This window comes from Enterobacter sp. K510 (assembly GCF_055804875.1).
Window position 1 is genome coordinate 255,811 of the sequence record NZ_JBNRLQ010000005.1, and the last position, 12,197, is coordinate 268,007.

Genomic DNA, 12,197 nt, shown 5'->3' on the forward strand with positions numbered 1-12,197 from the left:
CCGGCAGAGACTTATTTCAGCACGATGGTGTTGATAATGTTCTCGGCTGCCGTTTGCGCCTGCTGCTGGTTTTCTGCCGGCAGCGTGACCTGAATGGTCAGCAATTTATTATCCACTTTACCCAGCACCACGGAAGACCAGGCAGTCTGGCCTTTGGCAGAGATAATGCTGTCGAGCTGCTGCATTTTCTGGCCTTTCACGTCGATGGATTTGTTGGTCACTACCTGCAGCTGCGGATCGCGGCTGCGCTGCTGATCTTCCAGACGTTTGGTCAGCACGGACAGCTCTTCGTTGCTGTTATCGCCGACAATGACAATCACCGCTTTCTGGCCGGTCGCGTCAGAGTAGACGTGCATGTTGTTAGCCTGGGTGCCCAGTTTGCCGCTCTGATCGGTCATGTCTGCGGGCAGCGAGAAACTCAGCTTGCCGTCCAGCAGCGTCACTGGCTGACCGGTGGCATTGGCTTCCGCCGACGCAGCCTGCGCCGGAGTCGCTTTATCATTGTTGTCACAGGCCGCCAGCCCCATTACCAGCAGGCCAATACCGACATATTTAACCAGATTGCGCATTGACTTCTTCCTTTCGATAAACGGCCATAACGGCTCATTCGTCAATCTTATCACAAGTTATCAGGCGTACCTTTAACTGGCCTGCAACGCCGGAATTTCAGATTTATCTGCCAGTCTTTTCAGGCACATATTAAGCAGTACGCCGTACATCGGCAGGAAGAAGACCAGGCTGATAAGCACCTTAAAGCTGTAGTCAACGAGCGCGATTTCCATCCAGTGTTGCGCCATAAAGGCATCCGGACTGCGCCAGAAGGCGATAAAGAAGAAGGCGATGGTATCGCTGGCGTTACCGAAGATGGTGGAAACCGTCGGCGCAAGCCACCAGTGGCGGCTCTGGCGCAGGCGGTTAAAGACGCGTACGTCGAGGATCTGCCCCAGCGTATAGGCCATAAAGCTGGCGGCGGCGATACGGGCGACAAACAGGTTGAAATGCGCCAGCGCGCCGAATCCCTGCCAGCTACCCATATAAAACAGCGACGAAATGATATACGACACCACCAGCGCCGGGATCATCACGGCAAAGATAATGCGTCGGGCCAGCGGCGCGCCAAAAATACGCACGGTGAGATCGGTGGCGAGGAATATAAACGGAAAGCTGAACGCGCCCCAGGTGGTGTGGAAACCAAAAATGGTGATTGGCAACTGCACCAGATAGTTACTGGAAGTGATCACCAGTAAATGGAATAGCGATAACCAGAACAACGCTTTTACGCGCTGGGATTGAGAGAACTGCGACATATTGTGACCTTTTTAGTGGTTGGGGTTAGGGAACCCAATTAATGCAACGTAATTTTATAAAGCCGCCGCATGATACTGCTTTAAATCACCATTGCAATGGCTAATTTTCACGCAATCGTTAACCTGACTTGCGTCACAAAAATGGCGGCGTAAACTAATGCGGTTTTTGACCGGATGAGACAACCATGAGCGATCTGTTTACCACACCTGACCACACCCTTGATGCCCTGGGGCTGCGTTGCCCGGAACCTGTCATGATGGTGCGCAAAACCGTGCGCAGCATGCAGGCGGGCGAAACCCTGCTGATTATTGCCGACGATCCGGCGACCACGCGCGACATCCCCGGTTTCTGCCGTTTTATGGAGCATGAACTTGTGGCGCAGGAGACAGAATCGCTGCCTTATCGCTATCTGCTGCGTAAAGGCGACTAGCCGCTGACCACAAAAAGAACCCCTGTTGTCACATTGTTAAACCTCCGTTTCATTATTTTAGCGCTTTTGTGAACCGCTTCACCCCTGCCCGTCACAACCCAGGCTAATTTCTAAGCGTAAAAATAAAACACAGTTTTACCGCTGACCCTACCCTGGAGCTGACCCGATGAAAACGACCCTCAAGCCGTTACTGGCTTCGCTGTGCCTGTCCACCGCGTCATTACTGTTTGCCCCTGCCGTGATGGCGCAGGTGATCAAAGCCGCCGACGTGCATCCGCAGGGCTACCCGAACGTGGTGGCCGTGCAGAACATGGGCGAAAAACTCAAACAGCAAACCGATGGCAAATTAGAAATTAAAGTCTTCCCCGGCGGCGTATTAGGGGATGAAAAGCAGATGATTGAACAGGCGCAGATGGGAGCAATCGACATGATCCGCGTCTCGATGGCGCCGGTCGCCGCCATTCTGCCGGACATCGAAGTTTTCACCCTGCCGTACGTTTTCCGCGATGAAGACCATATGCATAAAGTGATCGACGGCGATATCGGCAAAAGCATCGGCGAAAAGCTGACTAACAACCCGAAATCGCGGCTGGTGTTTCTTGGCTGGATGGATTCCGGCACCCGTAACCTGATCACCAAGACGCCCGTCACCACGCCTGAAGCGCTGAAAGGGATGAAGATCCGCGTGCAGGGCAGCCCGGTGGCGCTGGCGACCCTGAAAGCAATGGGCGCGAACGCGGTGGCGATGGGGGTAAGTGAAGTGTACAGCGGCATGCAGACCGGCGTTATCGACGGCGCGGAAAACAATCCACCAACCTTTGTGGCCCATAACTACCTGCCGATCGCCAAGAATTACACCCTGAGCGGTCACTTTATTACCCCGGAAATGCTGCTCTATTCCAAAGTGAAATGGGACAAACTCAGCGCCGACGATCAGCAGAAAATCCTCACCCTCGCCCGTGAAGCCCAGGCCGAACAGCGCACGCTGTGGCAGGCGTATAACGCCGACGCGGTCGCGAAAATGAAAGCTGGCGGCGTGAAATTCCAGGAAATCGACAAGGCGGTCTTTGTGAAGGCGACAGAGCCGGTGCGCGCGCAGTATGGCGACAAACACCAGGATCTGATGAAAGCCATCGCGGATGTGAAGTAATTCTGCTGCGCCAGCCGTCCGCTGGCGCATAACGCCTTGTGGAGGACGTATGTCCGAAATCTACCTGAAGTGGATGGATCGCCTGTACCTGCTCGCCATGACAGTGGCGGGGATTTCCCTGCTGGTGATGACCATTGTCATCCCCATCGGCATTTTCTCGCGCTACGTGCTTAACCGCGGCGAGTCATGGCCGGAGCCGGTCGCCATTATCTGTATGGTGACCTTCACTTTTATCGGCGCGGCGGTGGGTTATCGCGCCGGATCGCATATCGCCGTCAACATGCTGACCGACCGTCTGCCGCTGGCGCTGAAAAATGTTTGCGCGCGGGTGGTGGATCTGCTGATGCTGCTCATCTCCGGCCTGATCTTCTGGTACAGCTATTTACTGTGTATGGAATTGTGGGAGCAGCCGGTAGCGGAATTCCCGGTGCTGACTTCCGGGGAGAGCTATCTGCCGCTGCCCATTGGCTCGGCGATCCTGATCCTGTTTGTGATTGAGCGGCTGCTGTTCGGTTCCCAGGAGAACCGTCCGGTAGTGCTGATTGGTAACCATGGCTAAGAGGTGAGAGATGGATGCATTTGTGTTGTTGTTCACCCTCGCCATTCTGCTGGCGCTGGGGATGCCGGTGGCCTTTGCCGTCGGCCTGAGCGCCGTCGCAGGCGCGCTGTGGATCGATTTACCCCTTGAGGCGCTGATGATCCAGATCACCAGCGGGGTGAACAAATTTACCCTGCTGGCGATACCGTTCTTTATTCTCGCCGGCGCGATCATGGCGGAAGGAGGCATTGCTAAACGGCTGGTGAATTTTGCCTATATCTTCGTCGGCTTTATTCGCGGCGGCCTGTCGCTGGTGAATATCGTCGCCTCCACCTTTTTCGGCGCGATTTCCGGCTCCTCGGTGGCCGATACCGCCTCGATCGGCAGCGTGATGATCCCGGAGATGGAAAAGAAGGGCTATCCCCGTGATTACGCGGCGGCAGTGACCGCCAGCGGCTCGGTCCAGGCGATCCTTATTCCGCCCAGCCATAACTCGGTGATTTACTCGCTGGCGGCAGGCGGCACGGTCTCTATCGCCACGCTGTTTATCGCCGGTGTGCTGCCGGGGCTATTACTGGGCGTCAGCCTGATGGTTATGTGCCTTGGTTTCGCCCATAAGCGCGGATACCCGAAAGGCGACAGGATCCCCTTTAAACAGGCGCTGAAAATTTTCTTCGACGCCCTGTGGGGCCTGTTTACCGTGGTGATCATCCTCGGCGGTATTTTGTCGGGAATTTTTACGGCCACCGAATCTGCTGCCGTGGCCTGCCTGTGGGCGTTTTTCGTCACCATGTTTATCTACCGTGACTACAAGTGGAGCGAACTGCCGAAGCTGATGTGCCGCACGGTGAAAACCGTGACCATCGTCATGATCCTGATTGGCTTTGCCGCCGCCTTCGGTGCCGTGATGACCTACATGCAGCTGCCGGAGCGTATTACCGCGTTCTTTACGTCGCTGTCGGATAACAAGTACGTCATCCTGATGTACCTCAACGTCATGCTGCTGCTCATCGGCACGCTGATGGATATGGCGCCAATTATCCTCATCCTGACGCCGGTTCTGTTGCCGGTTACCAACGCGCTGGGGATTGATCCGGTGCACTTCGGCATGATCATGATGGTTAACCTGGGGATCGGCCTGATCACGCCGCCGGTGGGATCGGTGCTCTTTGTCGCCAGCGCCGTCAGCAAGCAGAAAATTGAGTCCGTCGTGCGCGCGATGCTGCCGTTCTACGGCATGCTGCTACTGGTGCTGGGAATGGTGACTTATATCCCGGCGATCTCGCTGTGGTTGCCGCGATTGCTGGGGATGCAGTAGTCCGCTACCGCTTACCCAACAACCGCAGCGCATTCGCCGTCACCAGTACGGTGGCGCCTGTGTCTGCCAGCACCGCCAGCCACAGGCCGGTAATGCCAAGCAGCGTGGTGACCAGGAAAATGGCTTTCAGGCCCAGCGCGATCGCGATGTTCTGCCGGATATTGGCATGGGTGGCGCGGGCCAGCTGGATCACCTGCGCCAGCCCGGTCAGGCGGTTGTGGGTCAGCGCCGCATCGGCGGTTTCCAGCGCCACGTCGGTGCCGCTGCCCATGGCGATGCCGATGGTGGCGGCTTTCATGGCCGGTGCGTCATTAATGCCATCGCCCACCATTGCCAGCGGCGACTGCCGATCCAGCGCGGTCACGGCGGTCACCTTATCGGCGGGCAATAACCCGGCACGGAATTCCAGTCCCAGCGCGCTGGCAATGGCCGCTGCCGCGCGGGGATTATCGCCGGTGAGCATCACGCCGCTGATGCCAAGCCGACGCAGGGCATTTACGGCTTCAGGGGCGTCTTCCCGCAGCGTATCGCGCAGCGCCAGGGTGCCGCACAGCCCGCCATCGCGCAGCACGGCGATCACCGTCTGGCCCTGCGCTTCCTGTTCCTGAATGTGCGCCAGCCAGCTTTCGTCCAGCACACCGGCAGGCAGTTTATCCGGCGCGCAGATAAAGATAGATTTCCCCGCGACCCTTGCCTCAATACCCCTGCCAGGCAGCGTACGCTGATCTTCCGCCTGCATCAGCGTCAGATTGCGCGCCTGCGCTTCCTCTGTGATGGCCTGCGCCAGCGGATGGGTGGATCCCTGTTCCACGGCGGCGGCACAGGCCAGCAGTTCATCTTCACCCATCCCCTGCGCCGAAACGCCCACTACCTGCGGTTTACCCACCGTCAGCGTGCCGGTTTTATCGAACGCCACCTGACGAATACGGCCCAGCTGTTCCAGCGCCGCGCCGCCTTTGATTAGCGCTCCACGACGCGCCGCCGCCGCCAGCCCGGAGGTGATGGCGGCAGGGGTGGAGATCACCAGCGCGCACGGACAGCCGATCAGCAGCAGCGTCAGGCCCTTGTAGATCCACTCAAACCAGGCCGCTCCTGCCAGCAACGGCGGCAGCACGGCCACCAGCAGCGCCGCCGCCATGATGACCGGCGTATAGACGCGGCTGAAGCGATCGATAAAGCGCTCAATGGGCGCACGACGCTCTTCGGCTTCTTCGATCAGTTGTAGAATGCGATCGATAGCGCTTTCGCCCGGGCGGGAAATGACTTCCAGCGTCACCAGCCGGTCGACGCTGGTCGCCCCGGCGGGAACTTTTTCCCCTGCGCGGCGCTCAACGGGCACCGACTCACCGGTTAACGCGCTTTCGTCAAAGCTGGCGAAGGCGGCGAGTAGTCTTGCATCCGCCGGTAAACGCCCGCCCGCTGCCACTTCAATCACATCGCCGGGGCGCAGACTGTCCGGTGCCACGGATTCACGCGCCGAGCCCGTGAGCCGCGTGGCGCTTTCCGGTTTCAGGGCCATCAGCGCCGTGACGCCCTGGCGGGCGCGGCTGGCTGCCCAGCCTTCAAGCCGCTCGCCGATTAAAAACAGCAGCAATACCATGGCCGCTTCGGCGGTGGCGCCGATAAACAGCGCGCCGATGGCCGCCACGCTCATCAGCGTTTCAATGGCGAACCAGCTGCCGCTTTTGATCAGCCGCAGCGCCTGGCGGGCAACGGGGAACAGACCGACCAGCGTGGTGGCGATAAACGCCAGCTGGCCGAGGGGATGATTAACATGCTCCAGACCCCAGCTGATAGCCATCATGACCGCCAGCGTCAGCAGCGGCAAATTCTCCCGCAGGGCGGAGACGGGCGGGACCGGGGCCTGCGCATCGCGCAGCGTATAACCGGCGCGCTGTACGGCGGCTTCAATCTGCGCACGGACATCGCGCCCGGCATCGACAATCAGTTTTTCGGTGGCGAAGGTGACCTGAACCTGATTGACGCCCTCAACCTGGCGCACGGCGGTTTCGACTTTACGGGCGCAGGCGGCGCAGTCCATCCCGGCGACCTGCCAGGAAAAACGGCTGCCCTGCGGATCGCCGGATAGCGATGCCGGTGCCGGATCGGTATGGTCAGCGCAGCAGCTTTTTTCAGGCGCAGGCGTTAACGGGCGCAGCGGGGCGCGGGCAAACTGCGGCGTTTTTTTGACGGGCGGCGTGAGCATGGCATCCTCCGGGAATGATAATTTTCTCATTACCCGGAGGATACACTCTGGAGTCGACTCCAGAGTCAAGCATTATAAGTAGAGCGATCGCACGATGAGGAAATGCCCGGCAAAGTAGCAGGCGGCAGAGATGGCGTTGTCGGCGTGGAAGCGGCGGCGGTAGTGACTGCCCAGCCAGACGATATTCCCCAGCAGCAACAGCGCGGCACCCACAAAGGCGGACAGGGCCGGGGCCGTCGGACGGAAGAACCACAGCTCGCCCGCCAGCCATACCATCACCAGCGTCATGGCGATAAAGGTACAGATCGGCCAGCGCAGCTCCTCCAGTCGCGTCCAGATCACCGCGATCAACAGCGCGCCAATGACCAGCAGCGCCAGCGGCAGCGGCCAGAAAAAGGACAACGTCATCTGACCGGCGAAGTAGATGGTGTAGAGCAGATGGGCGAGGAAATACGCGCCTATGGCGTACAGCAGACGCTGGCGCGGCAGCAGCGTCAGCGCATCACCGATCAACGAGGCGCACAGCCCCGCCAGCACCAGATAGCTGATGGCATCAAACATCGGCGCCTGCCAGGCAAGCAGCAATAGCAGTAATAAAGTGACAGGTTTAAATACCCAGCGTTGCCATGCCGGCCCGCGATACGACGCGTCCACATACAACCATGCGGAAAAACATACAGCGATAAACGACCAAAGCATCTTAATTCCTTGAATTCGTTATTGTCGCGTGGGCGTTGCGCCCACAGCCCTGTCTTCAGTGTAGTGGTCGCGCAACGCAGATGGCAATGCCCCTTCAGCCTGCGGGGAGACTTTCCGCATTTTCTGAGGCATCCGGTGAGGATTATTTTTTGTTTTGCAGCGCTTTCAGACGTTTTTGCCACACCAGCAGTTCAAAGACGCCGAACAGAAAAACGCGCCACTGTTCCGCCGCCGTCATCTGCGGGCCATTTTTGGGCAGCGCGGTTTTCAGCATCACCATTTGCAGCGCATGCATAAAAGCGGTGAATACCAGCGCGACGTTGACGAAAATATTCAGCGGCCGCGGGAAAGGGTGGATGAGGTTGAGGATAAGAAACGCCCATACCCCCAGCATCAGTAAACGTCCCAGATTAATCAGCATGTTGCTCTCCTTGTACGGTGCGGTGATACAGACGATAGGCCACCTGACCGGCCACTTTCTCGCGATGCAGATCCCAGTGAACCGGTACCTGCGGCAGCCCGTTTTCCACTTCGCTTTCGACATAAATCAGCGCGTCGTCCGCCAGCCAGCCGTTCACTTCCAGCAGGCGTAAGGTCTCGTCGAGCAGCCCTTTGCGAAACGGCGGATCGACAAAAACAATATCATGGGGCGTGCCGGTCTGATTCAGGAATGTCAGGGTATTGGTGTTGACCACGTTGGCGTTAGCGGCTTTCAGCGTCGCCAGATTTTGCTGTAACTGTTGCGCCACGCTGCGCTCCATTTCAATGAGCGTGGAGGCACCGGCGTAGCGTGACAGCGCTTCCAGACCCAGCGCGCCGCTGCCCGCAAAGCAGTCGAGGCAACGGGCATTGACCATCGACGGGGCAAGCCAGTTAAACAGGGTTTCGCGCACGCGGTCCGTCGTCGGGCGCAGACCAGGGCTGTCGGGCACCGGCAGTTTACGGCCACGCCACTGTCCGCCAATAATACGAATCTGGCCGCTGGCGGCACGGTTGGGTTTTTTCATAGTGAAAGCTCTGGTCACAAATTTATCCCGCTATTTTAACGGCGGGAAGCGTGGGGTGGAACCTTAATCCTCAGGCGGTGCCGTGTTGCAAGGAAAGTGGTAGACTAACGAAAGACTTATCATTACATCTTACTCATTTTTCAGCCCCCTGTTTGCGACAATGCGGGCTGCGCCATGAATAAACCGCGAGGAGTGTAGTCGCAAATGGCAAAAGAGAAAAAACGTGGCCTGTTCTCCTGGTTAGGCTTTGGTCAGAAAGAGGAGCCGCAGGAAGCCGCGCCAGAACAGAAAATGGAATCCCAGGCGGTTGTTGAAGAACAACCCCCTGTTGAAGAACAACCCCCTGTTGAAGCACAAGCCCCTGTTGAGGAGCAGACGCCTGCCGAAACTGCGCCCCATTCGCAGATCGAATCCGAGGCCTTTGCCGCGGACGTCGTGGACGTCACGGAAAAGGTGATTGAGCGCGAAGCGCAACCGGAAACCATCGCTGAAGAAGAGGTTGTGGAACCGGAAGCGATCGTTGAACCTGAAGCGATCGTCGAACCTGAAGTGGCGGTAGAGCACAAAGAACTGCCGGTGCCGGAAGAGATCGCAACCATCGAACCGGAGCCGGAAGCGTGGCTGCCGGAAGAAGGTACCGTCGTTGCCGCAGACGAGCCAGAGCCGGAGCCTGAGGCGATCGTCGAGCAGGAAAAACCGACTAAAGAAGGTTTCTTTGCGCGCTTAAAACGCAGCCTGGTGAAAACCAAAGAAAATCTCGGTTCCGGATTTATCAGTCTGTTCCGCGGCAAAAAAATCGATGATGATCTGTTTGAAGAGCTGGAAGAGCAGCTGCTGATTGCCGATGTCGGCGTGGAAACCACCCGTAAAATCATTACCAATCTGACGGAAGGGGCCAGCCGCAAACAGCTGCGCGATGCGGAATCGCTGTACGGTCTGCTGAAAGATGAAATGAGCGATATCCTCGCAAAAGTCGACGAACCGCTTAATATTGAAGGCAAAATGCCATTTGTTATTCTGATGGTTGGCGTTAATGGCGTGGGTAAAACCACCACCATCGGCAAGCTGGCGCGTCAGTTTGAGCAGCAGGGCAAATCGGTGATGCTGGCGGCAGGGGATACCTTCCGTGCGGCAGCGGTGGAACAGCTTCAGGTATGGGGCCAGCGTAACAACATTCCGGTGATTGCGCAGCACACGGGCGCGGATTCCGCCTCGGTGATTTTCGATGCTATCCAGGCGGCGAAATCCCGCAAGGTGGATGTGCTGATCGCCGATACCGCAGGGCGCTTGCAGAATAAAGCGCACCTGATGGAAGAGCTGAAGAAAATTGTGCGCGTGATGAAAAAGCTCGATGTCGATGCGCCGCATGAAGTGATGCTGACCATCGACGCCAGCACCGGACAAAATGCGGTAAGCCAGGCCAGACTGTTCCACGAAGCCGTCGGGCTGACCGGGATCACCCTGACCAAACTTGATGGTACCGCCAAAGGCGGCGTGATCTTCTCGGTAGCCGACCAGTTCGGTATTCCGATCCGCTATATCGGTACCGGCGAACGTATTGAAGACTTACGTCCGTTTAATGCGGGCGATTTTATAGAGGCACTTTTTGCCCGAGAGGATTAACAATGATTCGCTTTGAACATGTCAGCAAGGCTTATCTCGGCGGGAGACAGGCGTTGCAGGGGGTGACATTCCACCTGCAACCGGGCGAGATGGCGTTTCTGACCGGCCACTCCGGCGCAGGTAAAAGTACGCTGTTAAAGCTGATCTGCGGTATCGAGCGGCCAAGCGCCGGGAAAATCTGGTTTGCCGGGCATGAGATCAGCCGTCTGAAAAACCGCGAAGTGCCGTTTCTGCGTCGGCAGATCGGCATGATTTTTCAGGATCACCATCTGTTAATGGACCGTACGGTCTTTGACAACGTGGCGATCCCGCTGATTATCGCCGGGGCCAGCGGTGAAGACATTCGTCGTCGCGTATCGGCGGCGCTGGATAAAGTCGGGCTGCTCGACAAAGCGAAAAACTTTCCCATTCAGCTTTCCGGCGGTGAACAGCAGCGCGTGGGTATTGCCCGTGCGGTGGTGAACAAACCTGCGGTGCTGCTGGCGGACGAACCGACCGGTAACCTCGACGACGCGCTGTCGGAAGGGATTTTGCGTCTGTTTGAAGAATTCAACCGCGTTGGGGTAACGGTACTGATGGCCACGCACGACATGAGTCTGATTGCGCGCCGCTCGTACCGCATGCTGAGTCTGAGCGACGGTCATTTGCATGGAGGCCTGACGGGTGAATAAACGCGACGCAGTCAATCAAATCCGCCAGTTCGGCAATAAACTGGACCGCTTCCGTAAACCGGGACAGGGCAGCGGCGGCAACCGTGGCGGTTCCGGCCGCAGCAAAACGCCGCCAAAACCTGGCTCGCGCAAGACCAACGTCTTTAATGAACAGATGCGCTACGCCTGGCAGGGCGCGGTGCAGGATCTGAAAAGCAAGCCGCTGGCGACCCTGCTGACGGTGATGGTGATCGCCATCTCCCTGACGCTGCCAAGCGTCTGCTATATGGTGTACAAAAACGTGCACCAGGCCTCATCGCAGTATTATCCGTCGCCGCAAATTACCGTCTACTTCGATAAGACACTGGACGACGGCGCCGCGCAGCAGGTGGTCGGGCAGTTGCAGGCGGAACAGGGCGTCGAGAAGGTGAACTACCTGTCGCGGGAAGACGCACTGGGCGAGTTCCGCAACTGGTCAGGCTTTGGCGGCGCGCTGGATATGCTGGAAGAAAACCCACTGCCCGCTGTGGCGGTCGTGGTGCCGAAAATCGACTTCCAGAATACCGAATCGCTGAATACCCTGCGCGACCGTATCACCCGCATTAACGGCATTGATGAAGTGCGGATGGACGACAGCTGGTTTGCGCGTCTGGCGGCGCTCACCGGGCTGGTGGGCCGCGTGTCTGTGATGATCGGCATTCTGATGGTGGCGGCGGTATTCCTCGTCATCGGTAACAGCGTGCGTCTGAGCATTTTCTCCCGTCGCGACAGCATCAACGTGCAGAAACTGATTGGCGCAACGGATGGCTTTATCCTGCGTCCGTTCCTCTACGGCGGGGCGCTGCTCGGCTTTAGCGGGGCATTCCTGTCGCTCATTCTGTCGGAGATCCTGGTGATGCGGCTGTCATCGGCGGTGACGGAAGTGGCGAAGATTTTCGGCACCCAGTTTGAGCTAAGCGGCCTCTCATTTGACGAGTGTTTATTACTGCTGCTGGTGTGCTCAATGATTGGCTGGCTGGCCGCGTGGCTGGCAACGGTGCAACATTTACGTCACTTTACCCCCGACTAAAAATTCTCTGATATACTCTTTCCCTGCTGCATCGGATGTCTGTTAGCAGGGAAAGAGTCCCTGATCTCTCTTTTCTCCTGCTTAGCCTTTATCATAGTAATGTCACATTTTGTGCGTAATCTATTCACAACGTTGCATGGAACTTGTGGATAAAATCACTGTCTGATAAAAGTGTGGATGATATTCTCGCTGCTCATAA

Annotated in this window: 13 protein-coding genes; 7 read left to right on the plus strand and 6 right to left on the minus strand. The window is 57.7% G+C overall.

From position 1 onward, the window contains the following. Positions 1-11: 11 nt before the first annotated feature. Both ACQUTD_RS10930 and ACQUTD_RS10935 read right to left on the minus strand, forming a co-directional pair. Positions 12-569 (minus strand): DcrB family lipoprotein, encoded by a 558-nt coding sequence (locus ACQUTD_RS10930; protein WP_072571171.1) that lies wholly within the window; start codon positions 567-569, stop codon positions 12-14. A gap of 72 nt (positions 570-641) precedes the next feature. Continuing rightward, entirely contained in the window at positions 642-1,307 is a 666-nt protein-coding gene (locus tag ACQUTD_RS10935) for a 7-cyano-7-deazaguanine/7-aminomethyl-7-deazaguanine transporter (RefSeq protein ID WP_072571172.1), read from the minus strand. A gap of 185 nt (positions 1,308-1,492) precedes the next feature. Here ACQUTD_RS10935 and tusA point away from each other — a divergent pair, with 185 nt between their 5' ends. From tusA to ACQUTD_RS10955, 4 genes are all read left to right on the plus strand, one after another. After that, the gene (tusA, locus tag ACQUTD_RS10940; protein ID WP_072571173.1) at positions 1,493-1,738 is read left to right on the plus strand and encodes a sulfurtransferase TusA; all 246 of its coding nucleotides are present in this window, start codon (positions 1,493-1,495) and stop codon (positions 1,736-1,738) included. A 166-nt stretch (positions 1,739-1,904) separates the two neighbouring features. Then, positions 1,905-2,888 (plus strand): TRAP transporter substrate-binding protein, encoded by a 984-nt coding sequence (locus tag ACQUTD_RS10945; protein WP_072571174.1) that lies wholly within the window; start codon positions 1,905-1,907, stop codon positions 2,886-2,888. 49 nt (positions 2,889-2,937) lie between these two features. After that, positions 2,938-3,447 (plus strand): TRAP transporter small permease, encoded by a 510-nt coding sequence (locus tag ACQUTD_RS10950; protein ID WP_318362634.1) that lies wholly within the window; start codon positions 2,938-2,940, stop codon positions 3,445-3,447. 10 nt (positions 3,448-3,457) lie between these two features. Beyond that, positions 3,458-4,744, plus strand: a complete 1,287-nt coding sequence (locus tag ACQUTD_RS10955; RefSeq protein ID WP_473275143.1) for a TRAP transporter large permease subunit — start codon at positions 3,458-3,460, stop codon at positions 4,742-4,744. A gap of 4 nt (positions 4,745-4,748) precedes the next feature. Here the strand turns inward: ACQUTD_RS10955 and zntA are convergent, their stop codons facing one another. The 4 genes from zntA to rsmD form a co-directional block, all read right to left on the minus strand. Next, positions 4,749-6,950, minus strand: coding sequence for a Zn(II)/Cd(II)/Pb(II) translocating P-type ATPase ZntA (gene zntA, locus ACQUTD_RS10960; protein ID WP_473275140.1), 2,202 nt, complete (start codon positions 6,948-6,950; stop codon positions 4,749-4,751). Positions 6,951-7,022: 72 nt separating this feature from the next. Continuing rightward, entirely contained in the window at positions 7,023-7,649 is a 627-nt protein-coding gene (locus ACQUTD_RS10965) for a lysoplasmalogenase (RefSeq protein WP_072571178.1), read from the minus strand. Between the two features lie 142 nt (positions 7,650-7,791). Further along, positions 7,792-8,070, minus strand: a complete 279-nt coding sequence (locus tag ACQUTD_RS10970) for a DUF1145 family protein (RefSeq protein ID WP_072571179.1) — start codon at positions 8,068-8,070, stop codon at positions 7,792-7,794. Continuing rightward, positions 8,060-8,656 (minus strand): 16S rRNA (guanine(966)-N(2))-methyltransferase, encoded by a 597-nt coding sequence (gene rsmD, locus ACQUTD_RS10975; protein WP_072571180.1) that lies wholly within the window; start codon positions 8,654-8,656, stop codon positions 8,060-8,062. Before rsmD ends, ACQUTD_RS10970 begins: the two co-directional genes overlap by 11 nt. A gap of 204 nt (positions 8,657-8,860) precedes the next feature. Between rsmD and ftsY the strand changes: the two genes are divergently transcribed. From ftsY to ftsX, 3 genes are read left to right on the plus strand one after another with little or no spacing between them, the layout of a single operon-like run. After that, entirely contained in the window at positions 8,861-10,279 is a 1,419-nt protein-coding gene (gene ftsY / locus ACQUTD_RS10980) for a signal recognition particle-docking protein FtsY (RefSeq protein WP_473275136.1), read from the plus strand. 2 nt (positions 10,280-10,281) lie between these two features. Next, the gene (gene ftsE, locus ACQUTD_RS10985) at positions 10,282-10,950 is read left to right on the plus strand and encodes a cell division ATP-binding protein FtsE (protein WP_088221025.1); all 669 of its coding nucleotides are present in this window, start codon (positions 10,282-10,284) and stop codon (positions 10,948-10,950) included. Further along, on the plus strand, positions 10,943-11,998 hold the full coding sequence (gene ftsX / locus ACQUTD_RS10990) for a permease-like cell division protein FtsX (protein WP_072571183.1): 1,056 nt from the start codon (positions 10,943-10,945) through the stop codon (positions 11,996-11,998). Before ftsE ends, ftsX begins: the two co-directional genes overlap by 8 nt. Positions 11,999-12,197 lie beyond the last annotated feature (199 nt).